This window comes from Mesorhizobium sp. M7A.F.Ca.US.006.01.1.1, assembly GCF_003997935.1.
GTDB lineage: Bacteria > Pseudomonadota > Alphaproteobacteria > Rhizobiales > Rhizobiaceae > Mesorhizobium.
In genome coordinates, this window is the sequence record NZ_RZQL01000155.1 from 1 (window position 1) to 17,284 (window position 17,284).

Consider the following 17,284-nt stretch of genomic DNA (forward strand, 5'->3'; position numbering starts at 1 on the left):
GGCCTGCTGGAAGGGCGCAGCGCCACCACCCACTGGGAGGACATGGAGGACTTTTCCTCGGCCTTCCCCGGCGTCGATGTCCGCCCTGACCGCTATGTCATCGACGGGCCGGTGTTCACCTCGGGCGGCGCGTCGCCGACCTTCGACCTGATGCTGCATCTCATCCGCACGCGGCTCGGCATGGCCGTCGCGCTCGATGTCGCCAGCGTCTTTATCTACGACCAGGCGCGCGCCGCCACCGACGCACAGCCGCTGGTTTCGCTCGGCCGCCTCGACGGCTACGACCCGCGCCTTGCGCAAGCCATCCGCCTGATGGAAGCGCATGTCGACCAGCCACTGACCATCGAAGCGGTGGCCAAGCGCGCCGGGGTGACGGCGCGCACGCTGGAAAGCATCTTTCGCAAATCCATCGGCGAGACACCGGGCGCCTATTACCTCAGGCTGCGCCTCGGCGCCGCGCGCCGGCTGGTGGTCGATACAAGGGTTGCCATGGCCGACATTGCCGGGCGGACCGGATTTTCGTCCGCCGCGGCATTTTCGAGAGCGTTTTCACGGGCTTTTGGCGAAGCGCCGGTCAGGTTGCGGAGGGGGTAGGTTTCAACGGGCGATCAGGCCGCGTTCTGGCGGTCGCCGTCGATTTGCGAGCGCATCTGTCTGGCCAGACGGGTCTCGAAGCGGCTGGCCACGGCGCGATCCCATTCATTCGAAATCTTGGCGTCGTCCGTTTTCCTCGGCATCGCCATCAGCCGGTCGATGATCGATCCAGCCTCGCCAGGTGAGAGCAGGGCGTCGATTTCACGTTCGTTCTGCATATCGGTTCGCCTCCTTCTTCCTCTCCCGCCACGAGCCAGTCTTATACGAGATTCGTGACGGCAGTTTGAAGGCAAGAGCGAGGTCATTGAAGGGCGTCGAAGGGCAAAACCATGTCGCGGGACCGGGCCATGCGCAAAGCTGTTCCTGCGCCCCGGCAGCTCAGGTCAAGGAGAAATCTACAGCCGCTTTTCGAACAGCACCGTGGTGAAGCCACTGTCCCATTCGTCATCGGGATAGCGGTTTTTCTCGACATAGCCGACCGCCTTGTAGAGTGCTTGTGCGGGCAGGTTGAACGTGTCGGTTTCCAGCCGCGCCTGCGCCAACCCGGCGGCGCCTATCGCCTGTTCGGCATGGGAAAGCAGCTTGCGGCCGACACCTTGGCCTTGACGGGATGCCATCACGTGCAGCGCCTCGATGAAATCCGCGCGCCAATGGATCAGGCCAGCGACCTCGCCATCGATGTCGGCAACGGCGAATTCAGGCCAGCTCTGGTCGACATAGCGCCCGCCAATATCCGTCTCGACATAGCGCCGCGCCGCTGCTTCGGTGATGTTTGGCAGCCAGGTGCCTTCGAATGTTTCATGCAGCACCTGCTTCAGCGCCGGAATATCGTTCGCCAGCGCTGGGCGCACGATGATTCGATCTTCTGCCATTTTCCGTCTCCCGCCAATGCATGTCCCAAAAGTGCACAGCGGTTTTGGGATGACGACATGCATAAAAATAAGGCTGCCGCACAGGCCCTGTTTCGGCGACACGCGTGGCATCTTGATCTCACGCTGGCTGCCGAAGATCTGTGCGATCCTCGGCAGCCTCTCGCGAAATGCGCTGACTAGCAGATGGCGATGGCGGCGGCTTTCAGCCAGTGGTGCCGGATGTCGGTCCAGAGATGGAGCGGCGCTCGCCTTACACGTACCGGTTGACGATGTTTTCCAGCAGTTCCTGGCGGCCGGACCTCGGCTGCGGCTCGATCTTCTTCTTGACGACACGCTCGGCGATATCCTCAAGCGTGCGCTTGCCGGCAAGCATCGCCTTGCCCTCGGCCGTGTTCCAGCCGGCATAGCGTTCGGCCAGCGGCGCCGACAGCGCCTTGTCCTCGACCATGCGCGCTGCAGCTTTCAGGCCGCGAGCGCAAGAGTCCATGCCGCCGATATGGCCGATCAGCAGGTCCTGCGGATCGAGCGACTGGCGGCGCAGCTTGGCGTCGAAATTGGTGCCGCCCGTCTTGAATCCGCCGGCCTGCAGGACTTGGTAGTAGGCCAGTGCCATTTCCGGCACGTTGTTGGGGAACTGGTCGGTGTCCCAGCCCGACTGGTAGTCGTTGCGGTTCATGTCGATCGAACCGAAAATGCCGAGCGCATTGGCCAGAGCCAGTTCGTGCTCAAAGGAATGGCCGGCCAGGATGGCGTGGCCCTGCTCGATATTGACCTTGACCTCCTTCTCCAGCCCGAAGCGCTTGAGGAAGCCATAGACCGTGGCGACATCGTAATCGTACTGATGCTTGGTCGGCTCCTGCGGCTTCGGCTCGATCAGGATCGTGCCCTTGAAGCCGATCTTGTGCTTGTAGTCGACGACCATGCTGAGGAACCGGCCGGCCTGTTCCTGCTCGCGCGCGAGGTCGGTGTTGAGCAGCGTCTCATAGCCCTCGCGCCCGCCCCACAGCACGTAGTTCTCGCCCTTCAGCCTCTTGGTGACGTCAAGGCAGCTTTTCACCGTCGCCGCCGCATAGGCAAAGACATCCGGGTCGGGATTGGTGGCCGCACCCGACATGAAGCGGCGGTTGGAGAACAGATTGGCGGTGCCCCAAAGCAGCTTGACGCCGGTCTGCTTCATCTTGCCCGCGAAGTAATCGGCGATCTCATCGAGGTGCGCCGCACTCTCGGAAAAATCCTTGCCTTCCGGCCGCACATCGGCGTCGTGGAAGCAGAAGTAAGGCGCACCGAGCAGCGAGAACATCTCGAAGGCGACATCAGCCTTGAGCTTGGCCAACTCCATCGTGTCGGTGCCGCCTACCTTGGGGAACCACGGCCGGTCGAAAGTCTGGCCGCCGAACGGATCGCCCCCCGGCCAGGCAAAAGAATGCCAGTAGGCGACGGCGAAGCGCAGATGATCTTCCAACCGCTTGCCGGCGACAACCTCATCGGGATTGTAGAACCTATAGGCCAGCGGATTGGTCGAATCCGGCCCTTCATATTTGATCGTCTTGATGTCGCCGAAAAATCCGCTGCTCATGATTTCTGTCCTCTCACAAAGTTCTGCCGCCATTACCTCAGGCGTAATTGGTTTCAGGTCGGCGCTGGTCGAAAAGGGTCATGTCAAAGCACCAACCGAAGGAGACAGACCATGACCGACCTCACCAAGATCGCCCGGAACTACATCACCGCCTGGAACGAAAGCGATGCCAACCGCCGGGCCGAATTGCTCAAGGCGACCTTCACGGAAGACGTCAGCTATCGTGATCCGCTCATGCAGGGCGACGGCCATGAAGGCGTCGCGGCCCTGATCGACGGCGTGCAGCAGCGTTTTGCCGGCTTCCGGTTCTCGCTGAAAGGCACGCCGGACGGTTTTGCCGACAAGATTCGCTTCTCGTGGAATCTCGGACCTGAGGGGACGCCTTCGATGATCGAAGGTACCGACATCGGAATTATCGAGAACGGCCGCCTCAAGAGCGTCACCGGTTTCCTCGACAAGGTGCCGGCGCAGTGAGCGGGACAGCCGCGGCGTGGGCGAAAGATCGCTCACGCCGTGGCGACCTTGATCGCCGGGTACAGCGCCTGGTAGCGCTGATAGGCATCGGCATAGGCGCCGCCGAGTGCCGCGTCCGGTTCGATAGTGGCATCGGTCCTCGGTGCCCTACAGATTTCAAGCGGATCGGCACCCGTCGCCGCAATCAGGCCGAGGCGCGCGGCGCCAAAGGCTGCGCCGAAATCGCCGTCGGCGGGAATGTCGACAGGCAGTTGAAGCGCCGTCGCAATCGCCTTCAACCAGTAACGCGAGCGCGAACCGCCGCCGATCGCCGTCACCCGCGTCAAGCTGGTGCCGGCCGTGGCCAGGGCTTCGAGGCTGTCGCGGAAGGCAAAGGCTACACCCTCCAGCACGGCCTGGGTCAGCACGGCACGGCTCGATTCATGCGCCAGCCCGGTGAACGCGCCGCGAATGGCAGAATCATTGTGGGGTGTGCGCTCACCCGAGAGATAAGGCAGGAAGGACACGCCGCTGGGTGCCTTCAAAGTATCGCCGAGCTCAGTGGTCAATTCGCCGGCGTTCTTCCCGGTGATTTCGGACAGCCAGTTGAGCGAATCGGTCGCCGACAGGATGACGCCCATCTGGTGCCAGGTGTGCGGAAGCGCGTGGCAGAAGGTATGCACGGCACTTGCCGGATTGGGCAGGTAGGAAGCATTGGCGGCAAACAGCACGCCCGACGTGCCGAGCGAAACAAAAGCGTGGCCGGCGCCGACCGTGCCCATGCCGCAGGCCGAGGCCGCGTTGTCGCCGGCGCCGCCGGCGATCGGAATGCCGGCCTGGACGCCCCACTTCGAGGCCAATTCGCTGCGCAGCGCGCCTGCCTTGTGCGTACCCTCGACCAGCGACGGCATCTGCTTTTCATCGAGCGATGTCGCCGCGAGCAGGTCCGCACTCCAGCGGCGCTTGCCGACATCGAGCCAGGACGTGCCGGCAGAATCCGACATTTCCGAAATGTGCTCGCCCGAAAGCCAGAGCCGCAGGAAATCCTTGGGCAGCAGCACTTTTGCCACCTTGGCGAAGACAGCGGGCTCGTTGTTTTTCACCCAGGCAAGTTTCGGCGCGGTGAAACCGGGAAATACGATGTTGCCGGTCAGGGCGCGGAAGCGCGGATCGGCATCGAGGATGGCCGCCTCGGCATGGCTGCGCGTGTCGTTCCACAGGATGCAGGGACGCAGCACCTTGTCGGCGGCGTCGAGCAGCGTGGCGCCGTGCATCTGCCCGGACAGGCCGATGCCCTTGACTGCCGTGAGTTCCTCCGGATGGGAGGATTTGAGCTCGGCGATTGCGTCTTCGCAGGCCCGGATCCAGTGCTCGGGATTCTGTTCCGACCAGCCGGGATGCGGCCGTGAAACATCAAGCGAACCGTGGCCGGAACCGATGACGGTTTGCCCGGCATCGATCAGCAGCGCCTTGACGCCCGACGTCCCGAGATCGAGGCCCAGATACATGTCTTCCTCCCACGCCAGGTAATTTTTTCGGGTCTCGAAAAAATCTGGCTTGGCCAGTTTTTAAAACAAGATCCGCTTCGGGTCAATTCTCCGACAAATCGGCGGCGCGTCGCACAAACAGCGCTGACAGCGGACTGTCGGGCCGCGCCATTGAACGTTCCGCCGTGAGCGCCCTGGCCAGCGCACCGTCACCGGCGCGTAGGGCCGCCTCGATCAGCGTCAGGTCGATAACATCGCGCTGGGCGTGGCTGCCGCCGAAACGATGGGCGATCGAGCGGATCGGCCGGATCAGGCGTACGGCCTCGGCGTAGCTGCCCTCACCGAATGCCTTGATGGCAAGCGTCAGCGGATGGCCTACATCCCTTGTGAAATCCGCGTTGTCGTCGCTGCCACGCATGGCCTCGCGCTGGGTCTCGAGCAAAGCGAGGGCCGGCGCCCCGAGCCCTGCGCCGACAAAGGCCATCATCGCGTGGGCATCATTGAAGGCATAAAGGCCCGCTCCGGCCTTGCGCCAGTTGGCGGCGAGCGCTGCCCAGCGATCGCCGACATCCACGCCGCCGAGGTGGAGCCGCCACAGGACTGCCGAGGCATCGACCATATTGAGCGCCATCGTCGATTGCACGCTGTAGATCGGGCCGTCATAGAGGGCCAGCACCGCGTCGGTCTCGCCGAGATCGTAATGGAACAGCGCCAGGTGCCACCAATTGTGGACCTGCAGGAAGCTCTCTCTTGTCCACGCTTCCGGGTTGGCCTGCATCCAGGCAATGCCATCCCTTTGCCGGCTCTGCATTTCCATGACATGCGCGACGGCGTGCTGCGCCCAGCCGTCGCGCGGCTCGATGTCGACCGCCGAGCGGCCAAGCTGCTCGGCCCTGACATAATCACCCATTTCCTCCAGCCCGAAGGCCTGCATGCCGAGCATGGCGTGGTAGCCGGGCATGCCGCTTTGCCAGGACGTCAGGGCGCGTGCGATGCGGTCGCGCAGCATGCGTGCATTGCCGGTGAAGAAATCGATCTGGTGGCCGACCTGCAGCGCCAGCCCATCGCGCGGGGTCTCGATGGTGATGTCCTCGAGAATGCGGCTGGCTTGATGCCAGCGCCCGTTGGCAAGATGGCCAAGGGCCGAGACATGCGTCTGCTCGCGCGTGGTCGCGGCAAGCGGCAGTGCGGCCTCATGGCAAGCCTTGGCCACCGCCGTCGCCTCCCGCTCGGTGGCGAGGCCGAACAGATATCCCTTGAAGACATGAGCCATGACGAAGCCGGGATCTTCCGCGATGGCGTGGTCGATGGACGCCACGGGATCGCCGATGAAGCACTGCAGTTCGCGCACCGCCTGGCTGTAGGGGGCGAACCCCGCCTCCGTTGCACCCGAAAGCGTCAGGCCGAATGCGTCCCTGATTGCCATGCGATGTCCTTTCATCGACCTGTGACCGGCCCTCGATCCCTTCGGCCCAAATCGATCCTAAAGCATGGTCCACGACACGCCAAACGCGCGTTGCGCCAGACCATTTCAGTAGTCTTTGCAGTTTAGCAACCATGAGGAGCAGATTAGGCTTTGTAAAATTGAATGGATTGTGTCTTCATTGCGGCGACTGGCGGGGGCTGGAAATCGCGAATCGAGAGGGGACGCGATGCGGCATATGAAGAACTCGCTTCCGAACAGTCGTTCGGAGGATGCGCAGGTGACAGTTGCTTCGCCACGGCGAAAGCCACATCCGCTACACCCTTGGCTTATTAGCATCTTCTCAACTACGGCCTTTGCGTTGCTGCCCAATTCAGCTGCGTTTGCCGCATGCGTGCTGGGCCCAATCGCCGGAAACACCGTCTACACCTGCGATAGCGGCGACTCGGGCGGCAGCCTCACCGATGCCGATGGCGATAACACGCTGAATTTTCCCGCCGGCGGCACCGGGCAGATATCAGGCAACGTCACCTTTGGTGTCGGCACGGACCGCATCGACATGCAGTCCGGCACCATCACCGGCACCGTCGATCAGGGCGGCGGCACGGATTTCTTCACCATTGGCGCGGGTACCGTCGGCGGCAATGTCCAGCAGGGCGCCGGCATCGACGACTTCAACATGAGCGGCGGCCAGATCGGCTCGCTCAACCAGGGCGACGGCCTCGACACCTTCACCATGACCGGCGGACGCATCGTCGATTTCTTCGACGATGGCGACCGCGCCGTGATGACCGGTGGCCGCATCGGCCGCGTCAACATGAAGCTCGACCAGAACTACTTCAACATGTCCGGCGGCACCATCGACCGCAACCTCGTCACCGGCTTCGACAAGGACACGATCATCCTGTCGGGCGGCACCATCGGCGGCAACATCAGCGTCAGCGGCGGCGATGACAGCGTCACGGTCACCGGCGGCACGGTCGGTGGCGATATACTGATGAGCTTCGGCGCCGACAGTTTCGTCTGGAACGGTGGCGGCATCATCTATGGTTCCGTCGATCTCGGCGGCGATAACGACACCGCCAAGCTCAGCAACCTCACCAACGCCAATCTCGGCGCCACGGACGCCATATCAGGTGGTGCCGGCAGCGATGCGCTGACCCTGGACAACGTCAAACTGGATGGGGTCAGCCGGCTCCAGAACTGGGAGAGCATCGACGCCACCAATGACACCGAGCTGACGCTCGACGGCAATCTGGTGCTCGGCGACAGCGGCACCGGCACAGGTTCGCTCAGTGTCGATGCCGCAAGCACGCTCTATGGCGGTGGTTTCAACGCGGCGATCCAGGCCTTTACGGCAGGCCAGTTGGCGCAGGTCACCAATGCCGGACGCATCGACCTGACCAATGGCAGCACCGGCGCCACCGACAGCCTGACGATTTCGGGCAATTATGTCGGCCTGGGCGGCCTGCTGCTCATCCAGACCGAGCTCGGTGACGATTCCTCCGCATCTGACAAGTTGGTCCTGTCGGGCGGGACGGCTTCCGGTTCGACCGGCATCGGAGTGGTCAATGTCGGCGGCGCGGGTGCTGCGACCACGGCGGACGGCATCATGGTCGTCCAGGCGGTCAACGGTGGCACATCCAGCGCCGATGCCTTTGCCCTCGACGCCCCAGTCGCGGCCGGTGCCTTCGAATATTATCTGTTCAAGGGCGGCGTCAGTGCCGGCAGCGAGGAAAACTGGTACCTGCGCTCGACGCTGATAACACCGACATCGCCGGCGGCAGCGCCACCGGCGATGGAGCCCACTCCGCCGCCGGAACCTGAGCCGCCGGCGGCCGAACCGCCGCCACCACCGCCCATCGACCCTGCGCCACCGCCTCCGCCGGAATCCACGCCCGGCGACCCCGATCCGGTTGATCCGGCGCCGCCGGTCGTGCCGACCGATCCGCCGCCCGCGACACCACCGGCACCACCGCCGGCGCCAGTGGCGGATCCGCCACCTCCGCCACCGGTGGTGCCGACGGAGACACCCGACCTGCCGACACCGGCCGCGGGTGAGGAGATACTGCTCTATCGCATCGAGGTTCCGGTCTATTCGGCCTTGCCGCCGGTCGCCGAACATCTGGCGATGACGACGCTCGGCACCTTCCACGAACGGCGCGGCGAGCAGAGCCTGTTGTCGAACACCGAGCTGTCGCCGGTCTGGGGCCGCATCTTCGGTCAGGACAGCAAGATGGCATATTCAGGAACGGTATCGCCGTCCTTCGACGGCACCCTGTTCGGCCTCCAGGCGGGCTTCGATCTGTTCGGCCGCGAAACCGCGTCGGGCCAGACCGATCGCGCCGGCCTGTTCGTCGCCTATGCCAGCATGAATGGCGACGTGCGCGGCCAGGCGCTGGGCTGGAACGATCTGTCCGTCGGCAGCATGGATATCAACGGCACCAGCGTCGGCGGCTACTGGACCCGGATCGGTCAGGGTGGCTGGTACCTGGACGGGGTCCTCATGGCCACCTTCTTCGGTGGCAGCGCGACATCGTCGCGCGACATCGGCATCGACGTCGGCGGCACCGGCGTCACCGCTTCGCTGGAAGGCGGTTATCCAATAGCGCTAGGACAAGGCTGGACGCTTGAGCCGCAGGCGCAACTGGTCTGGCAGCAACTGTCGCTCGACGATGCGTCGGACCGCTTTGCTTCGGTTTCCTTCGATACGGACGGCAGCGTGACCGGCCGGCTCGGCGCACGGCTGCAAGGCGAAACAACGATCAATGGCATGGCGCTGCAGCCGTACCTCAAGGCCAACATCTGGCACGATTTCGGCGGCACCAGCCATGTCAATTTCGACACCACCGACATCTCGACCGAGGGCAGATCGACCTCGTTCGAGTTCGGCGGCGGCGTGATCGCCAAGGTGACGGACAAGGTCAGCATCTTCGCCACCGGCGACTACACCACCAATCTCGGCGGCGACAAACGCCGGATCCTCGAAGGCAATCTCGGCTTCAGCGTCAAATGGTGAGGCTGACCATGATCCCGGAAACCAGTTTCGGGATCATGGTCAAAAAGAGAGCCTAATTGCTGGAACGCATCGCCACCGTGGCGATACCGGCGCCGACCAGCAGCGTGCCGCCGGTGCGGTTGAAAATGCGGATCGCCTTGGGATTGCGCACCACGTTGCGTGCGCGTGCCGCGATCAGCGCATAGCCGAAGGCATTGGCGAAGGCGAGTGCCAGGAAGGTCGTCTCGAAGATCAGCATCTGCGTCCAGAAATCGGCTTGCCGGTCGAGGAACTGCGGCAGGAAGGCGACGAAGAAGGTGATGCTTTTCGGGTTGAGCGCGGTGACCAGCCAGGCGTGCGCCATCATCTTGGCCGAGGAGACCGCGTCGGTGCGCGGTTCGGCCTTCAGCGCGCCGCCGGCGCGAAACAGTTTCACGCCGAGATAGATCAGATAGCCGGCGCCGATCAGCTTCAGGATGGTGAAGACGGTCGCCGACGCTGCCAGCAGCGCGCCGATGCCCAGCATCGACAATGTCATCGCGGTGAAATCCCCCAGCGCCACGCCGACGGCCATCGGCAAGGCGGTGCGCCAGCCCTGGCCCAGCGCGTAGGACACGACCAGCAGGATGGTCGGACCCGGAATGATGAGGAGGATCGTCGACGCGGCGGCGAAGGCGGCCCAGTTTTCGAAGGACATGCTCGTCTCCTTTGAGCTTAAAGAAGAGGATAAATCCTTAGGCCTGGGAGAATGTAAAGAGGCGATTTCCCTAACTGCGCCAACGGCAGATCGGTGTCAGTTCACGCCGCTCAGCGTGCTCACGATATCGGCCAGGCTGACATTGGCACCGAGAACGGTTGCCGCCGCGACAATGGCAGCGGCAAAAAGCTTGATGTCGGTTTTTAAGGTCTTGCACACGGAGGCCCCCTCGCTGATGGTTCGAGGAGTAGGAAACGCCGACGCCGGGAATATGAACCGACCGATGTCTTTTTGTGCAGCAGCCTTCGTTCAAGCTCAGGCAAGAAGGTCGAACATCGCCAAAGGCCATGCGCAAATGCAGGCTGTGCAAGGTCTTCACGCTTTATCAACCATGAATGATGAAAATGCCCGCTATCCGGCCGGACCGTGCTTCCCGCCGACAGCGTAGGGTCTGGGTATATGCGTGAGTTGCCGCAAGGTCTGACGCCGCCGCGAAATGGCGACGCAATCGAAACCGATCATCATCTTTCCCGCCGCGCCATCCTATCCGGGGCAGGGGCGCTCGCGCTGCTGAGCGCCGCCGGTTGCTCGACCTCGGGCGGCGGTCTGCCGGCGCTCGAGCTCGACGACGTCACCACGGGTTCCGTGCGGCCGATCCGGCCAAGCATCAGCGTCGACAAGAACATCACCAGCCCCGGCGTCATGTATGCCGCGCTGACCGACGGCGGCTTCAACGTGCCGGAAGTGCCATATCTGAAGGTCAAGCCGGAATTCCGCCGCCAGATCGTCGTCGACACGACAGGCGAGGCGCCCGGCACCATCGTCGTCCATCTCAAGGAGCGCATGCTCTATCTCGTCCAGCCGGGTGGCGACGCCATTCGCTACGGCGTCGGCATCGGCAAGGATGGTTTCCGCTGGTCCGGCCGCGCCGACATCCAGTACGGCAGGGAATGGCCGACCTGGACGCCGCCGCCGGAGATGATCGCCCGCAAGCCTGAACTGGTGAAGTGGCAGGCCGGACAGCCCGGCGGCCTCACCAATCCGCTCGGCGCGCGTGCCCTCTACATCTACCAGGACGGCAAGGACACCGGCTATCGCATCCACGGCTCGCCCGAATGGTGGAGCATCGGCCAGGCGATGTCGTCGGGCTGCGTGCGCCTGATCAACCAGGACATCATCGACCTCTACAGCCGCGTCTCCAAGAAAAATCCGGTCGTCGTCGTCTGACGCTTATGCGGCGTGTTGGCGCCGCTCGAAACTCCCGTTGCGCGATGCAGCAAGACAGGCCAAGGTGCCTTGAAAACCATCGCGCCGGGAGAAATCAAGCATGGCTGGAACGTTTGTCATCGCGCAGGGCGGCGGCCCAACCGCCGTCATCAACCAGACGGTTGTCGGGGCGACACTGGAGATCCGCAAGCGGCATCCAGGTGCCAAGGTGCTGGGCTCGATCCATGGCGTGCGCGGCATCCGTGACGGCAATTATGTCGACCTTTCCGCCATCCCCGAGGACCGGCTGCGGCTGATTGCCGGCACGCCGAGCGCCGCCCTCGGCTCGACCCGCGACAAGCCCGACGCCGCCTATTGTGATGTCATCCTCAACGGCCTGAAGAAGGCCGGCGCCGACGCCTTCATCTATATCGGCGGCAACGACACGTCGGGTACCCAGCAGATCCTGACCGATGCCGCCGGCGGCTCGATTGCCTTCGTCCATGCGCCGAAAACCATCGACAATGATCTCGAGGAAAACGACCACACGCCGGGCTTCATTTCGGCGGCCGAGTTCGTCGCCAGCGCCTTCCTGTCCGTCGATCTCGATTTTCGTGCGCTGCCCGGCATTTATGTCGGCATCGTCATGGGCCGACATGCGGGCTTCTTGACCGCGGCTGCAGCCGCCTGGCAGCTCGACCCTGACAGCGGCCCGCACCTCGTCTACGTGCCCGAGCGCCCATTCTCAGCCGCCGGCTTCATCGACGACGTGCGCGCCACGCTCGATCGCCACAAGCGCTGCATCGTCGCCGTTTCGGAAGGGGTCAGCACCGCCGACGGCAAGGCACTGGTCGAAAGCCTGGTGCCGCCGGACAAGCTCGAGCGCGACGCGCACGGCAACGTCAAGTTGTCGGGCAGCGACCTGCCGGCCGCACTCGAGCGCGCGTTGGCGGAAGGCTTGCCCGGCAAGCGGGCCCGCGTCGATGCGCTCGGCTACATGCCGCGCGGCTATATCGGCGCCATCAGCGCGGTCGACGCGCAGGAGGCGTTCGATGCCGGCGCTTTCGCCGTCACCGTCGCCGAACAGGGCGGCGGCTCGGTGGCGCTGCAATATGACGGCACCAGAACGGTGCTGAAGAAAGTGCCGCTCGAGAACGTCGCCGGCAAGACACGCCACATGCCGGACGATTTCATGAAGCCCGACGTCAATCAGCTGTCGGATGCCGGCATGGCCTATCTCAAGCGGCTGGTGCCGGAAAAGTACAAGGTCGGGAAGCCCTTCGTCTGATGCCCGGCTCAAACTTGATGTCAGGCTCACGCTTGATGCCAGTGATGCCGGGCTGGTTCAGCAGGAGCGTCGTCGACGACAAGACGACGATGCTGACCGAGCCCTTCGTGCATGCCTATGTTCGGGCCAATATCTGGCATCTGCGCGGTCGCGATGCCGACCTGCTGGTCGACACCGGCATGGGCATTTGTCCGCTGGCGCCGCAGATCGAGACGGCGGAGGGCAAGCCGCTGCTGGTCGTTGCCACCCACATCCATCTCGACCACGTCGGCTCGCTGCATGAATTCCCGTTGCGGGCCGGGCCAAGGATGAGCGCGGCTCGGTTCGAGAGCATGGATGAGGCTGTGACCTACGCCTACATGTTCCATGACCTCGAGGGTGCCGTCTCTAAACTGCCGGCGCCCGGATGGAAGTCGGTCGACTACAGGATCCCGCCCGCGCCGTTGACGCGAACCCTGGACGAGGGCGATGTCGTCGATCTTGGCGACCGGCAGTTTCGGGTGCTGCATCTGGCGGGCCATTCACCGGATTCAATCGCGCTGTTCGACGAGGCCGACGGGCTGTTCTTCAGCGGCGATGCCATCTACGATGCCATGCTGATCGACGACCTGCCGGATTCCGACCGAGCCGCCTATGTCAGCACGATGCAGCGCCTGCTCGACCTGCCGATCCGCATCGGTCATGGTGGACACGGACCGAGCTTCGACGGCAAGCGCATGCGCGAGATTGCCACGGCCTATCTCGAGCGAACCGACCGGGTCTGAAGCTCCAGCGAGGCAGCAAGGCGCGGCCCGACGACTTCGCGACCCTGCCGCCGTGCGGATATTAAATCTTCGTAAGGTCGGCCGAAAACCCTAAATCGGGCCAATCCGCGCCCTAGATGGAAGGCCGTCGATCCGGTTGGCTGCCATGTAGGCGAGACGGGCAATTGCGACCTCGACACGCCGATGACCGATTTCCCGCACGGGAGAGGCCACGGCGCTGGATCAACTCTCGCCCGGACAAACGACCATGTCAGATATCCTTCGTAGGCATCGCGTCGCGGCCTTGCTGGGCGCTGCGCTGATCATATCCCCCTTCGTCATGTCTTTCGCCAAAAGCGCGGGCAACACCGTTCCGACGACCCAGACACCTGTTGCCGGCATCACAGCGCCCAATGGCTCGTTCGCACCCATCGTTGCCGCCGACAAGCCGGCAGTGGTGACGGTCACCACCGTCATGAAGGCACAGCCTGAAACGATGAGCGATGCCTCTCCTTTCGACGGCGGCTCGCCTTTCGATGACTATTTCCGCCAGTTCTTCGGTGACCAGGGCATGCCGACGCCCAAGACGCCGCCACAACAGCAACCGCAGCGCGCCGAGGCGCTGGGTTCCGGCTTCATCGTCGGCGCGGATGGCACCGTCGTCACCAACAATCACGTCATCGATGGTGCCTCTTCGATCAAGGTGACGCTCGACGACGGCACCGAACTTCCGGCCAAGCTTGTCGGCCGCGATGCCAAGAACGATCTCGCCGTGCTCAAGATCAAGTCGGACAAACCCCTGCCGACCGTCAAATGGGGCGATTCCGACAAGCTCATGCCAGGCGACCAGGTGCTGGCCTTCGGCAACCCGTTCGGCATCGGCACCACCGTCACGGCAGGCATCGTCTCGGCGCGCGGCCGTGACCTGCATAGTGGCCCGTTCGACGATTTCATCCAGATCGACGCGCCGATCAACCACGGCAATTCCGGCGGCCCGCTGGTGGATGTCGCCGGCAATGTCGTCGGCATCAACACGGCAATCTATTCGCCCAATGGCGGCAGCGTCGGTGTCGGCTTTGCCATTCCATCGGACCAGGCCCAGAAGGTGGTCGCCAAGCTGATGAAGGGCGGCTCCATCCAGTACGGTTATCTCGGCGTTCAGATCCAGGAGGTGACGCCGGACGTCGCGAGCGCCATCGGGCTCGACCATACCGGCGGCGCGCTGGTTTCAGAGGTCAACGACGGTTCGCCGGCTGCCAAGGCCGGCATCGAGACGGGTGACGTCATCACCAGCTTTGCCGGGCAGGACGTGAAGGATCCCAAGGACCTGTCGCGGGCGGTCGCCGATGTCGCGCCGGGCGCCAGGGAAACGGTCGATGTCTGGCGCAAGGGCAAGCCGATGCGGATTTCCGTCGATGTCGGCCACAACAGCGACGATGTGAAGACCGCGTCGCTGGACGACGGGTCCGACGCGCCCAGCGCCGGGCGCGCTCCGGCGATAGGGCTCGGCTTGATGGATATAACGCCCGACATTCGCCAGCAGATGAACCTTGCCGGCAAGCAGCACGGCGCGGTGGTTGCCAGCGTCAACCCCGACAAAGCGGCCGCCGCTTCCGGAATACAGGCCGGCGACATCATTGTTGCCGTCAATCAGGTGCCGGTCAAGAATGCCAGGCAGGTAACCCAGGCGATCGCCTTGGCCGGCAAGTCCGGCAGGAAATCGGTGCTGTTGCTGGTCGAGCGTGGCGACGCTCAAATGTACATCGCGGTGCCTTTTGCCAGTGGCTGAGAACTGGCGTTGACGTGCACGCGGAGCGGCAGGTCCATCGGTGACGGTCCCGCCGGTCTCCGCCCGTCAAGATTTCGGTTGCCCGTCACGACATCTTCGAGAACATTGCGTCAGGCCGATAGTGGCCTGATTGCATGGGGATTGCCGCTATGGTCACCCGAGGTTTCTCTTCAGGACGGCGCCCGCCAACCGATGGCGAGGCCCGCATCCCGCCAGGCCAATATCTGGAACAGGGTTTCCCGGTGCTGTCAGCCGGTCCAACGCCGCGTGTGCGTACCGAGGATTGGTCTTTCACGCTGAAACATGGGCCACGTCCGATCAAGAAATGGAACTGGGCCGAGTTCAACGCGCTGCCGTTGACCAAGATGACACGCGATATCCATTGCGTGACAGCATGGACCAAGTTCGACACGCCGTGGCAGGGCGTGCTGGTCGACGATATCCTTGCCGATGCGGGTGTGGAGCCGCCGACCGGCTTCACGCTGGCGCACGCGTTCGACGGTTACACCACCAACGTACCGGTCGCGGACCTCACCGCCGGCAAGGCCATGGTGGCGCTGCTTTACGAAGGCAAGCCGATCACACCGGACCATGGCGGCCCGGCAAGGCTGCTGGTGCCGCACCTTTATTTCTGGAAGTCGGCCAAATGGCTGAACGGCCTGCAATTCACCACGCGAGACGAGCCCGGTTTCTGGGAATTGCGCGGCTACCACATCTATGGCGACCCATGGCGCGAACAGCGCTACACGGACGATCCATGAGCGATGCGGCGGCAGTGCAGTCGCCCTGGCAAACAGCCAGCATCGTCCGCATCGAAAAGCGCACGCCGCGCGTCACCAGCTTCTTTTTGCAGCCGTCTCGGCCCTTCGCCTATCGCGCCGGGCAGCATGTCGACGTCAGGCTGACGGCGCCGGACGGCTATCAGGCGCGCCGCTCCTATTCCATTGCCTCCGCGCCCGAAACGAACGGCGCAATCGAACTGGCGATCGAAAAACTCGACGATGGCGAGGTCTCGCCCTTCTTCCACGAGGTCGCGGCAGTGGGCGATGAAATCGAACTGCGTGGGCCACTTGGCGGGCATTTCGTCTGGCCGAAGGATGAGAGTGGGCCGCTTGTTCTGGTCGGCGGCGGTTCGGGCGTCGTGCCCTTGATGTCGATGCTCCGCCATCGCGCCGCGCGTAGTTCAGCGGTGCCCGTCGTCCTGGTCTTTTCGGTCCGGGTCTGGGACGAGGTGATCTTTCGTGACGAGTTGATCGCCCTCGACGAGCGCCAGGACGGCTTCGACCTGGTGCTGACGCTGACCCGCGAAGCCGCACGCCGTCCAGCCGACTATGCGCGGCGGGTGGACGTCGCGATGATGGTTCAAGTCATGACGCGGCTGCCCGAGCCGCCCGGCATCGCCTTCGTCTGCGGCTCCAACGCCTTCGTTTCCGCGGCCGCTCAGGCGCTGATCGATGCCGGCGTTGCAGCCGAAATCATTCGCACCGAACGCTACGGAGTTTGAACCGACGCAGCCTTTCGGAAAAGGTTCGTCGGATTCGCCTTCAGCTGACCGGTGAGAAATCCGCCGACAGCAGCTGGAAAGGCAAGGCGCCATAGGCGGCCACCGTGGCCGCGTCGTTCCACTCGCGAAACTGTCGCGATGGCCGCGCCTCAAGCGTCAAGGCAACTCGCGCGCCGTCGAGCGTCACCTTGCCGCGAAAATGCAGCACGCGTTCCCTGCCGGATCGGCTGATGGCGATGGCGCGCAGGCGAGCAATATGCTCGCCACCGTCATTGATCTCCATTTCGATGCGGCGCCGGACCGGCGGAACGCCGATCCTGACGGTGATATCGAGCATCATGTCGCCGGGCGTTTGCGGACAGGCGATGGCCTGCGAAAACACCAGAGGCGCCGATGCGGCTTGCGGCTTGCGTGCGGCCGGTCTGCCGCGCCAAGGTGTGGCGGGCGGCTCCTGCTGCAACCGGCCCTTCTTCCGCTTCAGGCGCAGCTGCTTGGCAAGCCCGCGCGACAGCCAGACCAGGCCGCCGAAATCCGTGCGCGGCTTGGCTTGCAGAACCGACGACCAACGCGACAGGCCAACCCCGTCGGCCATCTCCAAGATTCTGGCCATTGTCGATTCCGGCACCGGAATGCCGATCTCGAACGCCAGATAGG

At 63.8% G+C, this 17,284-nt stretch carries 16 protein-coding genes and 1 pseudogene; 9 read left to right on the plus strand and 8 right to left on the minus strand.

Features of this window, described 5'->3' with window-relative positions:
* Positions 1 to 594: helix-turn-helix domain-containing protein (locus tag EN943_RS24190; protein ID WP_127414924.1), on the plus strand; the 594-nt coding region annotated here is incomplete at its 5' end.
* Positions 595 to 608: 14 nt separating this feature from the next.
* Here EN943_RS24190 and EN943_RS24195 read toward each other — a convergent pair.
* The 3 genes from EN943_RS24195 to xylA form a co-directional block, all read right to left on the minus strand.
* Positions 609 to 812, minus strand: coding sequence for a hypothetical protein (locus tag EN943_RS24195; protein WP_127398055.1), 204 nt, complete (start codon positions 810 to 812; stop codon positions 609 to 611).
* A gap of 177 nt (positions 813 to 989) precedes the next feature.
* The gene (locus EN943_RS24200; RefSeq protein WP_127414925.1) at positions 990 to 1,466 is read right to left on the minus strand and encodes an N-acetyltransferase; all 477 of its coding nucleotides are present in this window, start codon (positions 1,464 to 1,466) and stop codon (positions 990 to 992) included.
* Between the two features lie 250 nt (positions 1,467 to 1,716).
* The gene (gene xylA / locus EN943_RS24205; RefSeq protein WP_127414926.1) at positions 1,717 to 3,042 is read right to left on the minus strand and encodes a xylose isomerase; all 1,326 of its coding nucleotides are present in this window, start codon (positions 3,040 to 3,042) and stop codon (positions 1,717 to 1,719) included.
* 111 nt (positions 3,043 to 3,153) lie between these two features.
* Between xylA and EN943_RS24210 the strand changes: the two genes are divergently transcribed.
* On the plus strand, positions 3,154 to 3,516 hold the full coding sequence (locus EN943_RS24210; protein ID WP_127414927.1) for a nuclear transport factor 2 family protein: 363 nt from the start codon (positions 3,154 to 3,156) through the stop codon (positions 3,514 to 3,516).
* A 32-nt stretch (positions 3,517 to 3,548) separates the two neighbouring features.
* On the opposite strand, the gene xylB is transcribed toward EN943_RS24210, so the two are convergent.
* Both xylB and EN943_RS24220 read right to left on the minus strand, forming a co-directional pair.
* Positions 3,549 to 5,003, minus strand: coding sequence for a xylulokinase (gene xylB / locus EN943_RS24215; protein WP_127414928.1), 1,455 nt, complete (start codon positions 5,001 to 5,003; stop codon positions 3,549 to 3,551).
* 82 nt (positions 5,004 to 5,085) lie between these two features.
* A complete protein-coding gene (locus EN943_RS24220) occupies positions 5,086 to 6,408 on the minus strand; it encodes a tetratricopeptide repeat protein (protein ID WP_127414929.1) in 1,323 nt (440 codons plus the stop codon).
* A gap of 226 nt (positions 6,409 to 6,634) precedes the next feature.
* On the opposite strand from EN943_RS24220, the gene EN943_RS24225 reads away from it, so the two are divergent.
* Positions 6,635 to 9,424, plus strand: a complete 2,790-nt coding sequence (locus EN943_RS24225) for an autotransporter outer membrane beta-barrel domain-containing protein (RefSeq protein ID WP_127414930.1) — start codon at positions 6,635 to 6,637, stop codon at positions 9,422 to 9,424.
* Between the two features lie 52 nt (positions 9,425 to 9,476).
* Here EN943_RS24225 and EN943_RS24230 read toward each other — a convergent pair whose 3' ends face one another.
* Both EN943_RS24230 and EN943_RS38860 read right to left on the minus strand, forming a co-directional pair.
* Positions 9,477 to 10,100: a LysE family translocator gene (locus EN943_RS24230; RefSeq protein WP_127414931.1), complete on the minus strand. Its 624-nt coding sequence runs from the start codon at positions 10,098 to 10,100 to the stop codon at positions 9,477 to 9,479.
* 96 nt (positions 10,101 to 10,196) lie between these two features.
* Entirely contained in the window at positions 10,197 to 10,319 is a 123-nt protein-coding gene (locus EN943_RS38860; protein ID WP_127414932.1) for a hypothetical protein, read from the minus strand.
* Between the two features lie 240 nt (positions 10,320 to 10,559).
* On the opposite strand from EN943_RS38860, the gene EN943_RS24240 reads away from it, so the two are divergent.
* From EN943_RS24240 to EN943_RS24265, 6 genes are all read left to right on the plus strand, one after another.
* Positions 10,560 to 11,327 carry a L,D-transpeptidase gene (locus tag EN943_RS24240; protein ID WP_127414933.1) on the plus strand — a complete coding sequence of 256 codons (768 nt, stop codon included), beginning with the start codon at positions 10,560 to 10,562 and terminating at the stop codon, positions 11,325 to 11,327.
* Positions 11,328 to 11,427: 100 nt separating this feature from the next.
* Positions 11,428 to 12,594 carry a diphosphate--fructose-6-phosphate 1-phosphotransferase gene (locus tag EN943_RS24245; RefSeq protein ID WP_127414934.1) on the plus strand — a complete coding sequence of 389 codons (1,167 nt, stop codon included), beginning with the start codon at positions 11,428 to 11,430 and terminating at the stop codon, positions 12,592 to 12,594.
* A gap of 44 nt (positions 12,595 to 12,638) precedes the next feature.
* Entirely contained in the window at positions 12,639 to 13,358 is a 720-nt protein-coding gene (locus tag EN943_RS24250) for an MBL fold metallo-hydrolase (protein ID WP_127414938.1), read from the plus strand.
* Between the two features lie 247 nt (positions 13,359 to 13,605).
* A complete protein-coding gene (locus EN943_RS24255; protein WP_127414935.1) occupies positions 13,606 to 15,126 on the plus strand; it encodes a DegQ family serine endoprotease in 1,521 nt (506 codons plus the stop codon).
* A 149-nt stretch (positions 15,127 to 15,275) separates the two neighbouring features.
* The gene (locus tag EN943_RS24260) at positions 15,276 to 15,887 is read left to right on the plus strand and encodes a sulfite oxidase-like oxidoreductase (protein WP_127414936.1); all 612 of its coding nucleotides are present in this window, start codon (positions 15,276 to 15,278) and stop codon (positions 15,885 to 15,887) included.
* A complete protein-coding gene (locus tag EN943_RS24265; protein ID WP_127414937.1) occupies positions 15,884 to 16,630 on the plus strand; it encodes an FAD-binding oxidoreductase in 747 nt (248 codons plus the stop codon). Before EN943_RS24260 ends, EN943_RS24265 begins: the two co-directional genes overlap by 4 nt.
* Positions 16,631 to 16,670: 40 nt before the next feature.
* On the opposite strand, the pseudogene EN943_RS24270 reads toward EN943_RS24265, so the two are convergent.
* A pseudogene (locus EN943_RS24270) lies at positions 16,671 to 17,284 on the minus strand (hypothetical protein); the annotation flags it as partial.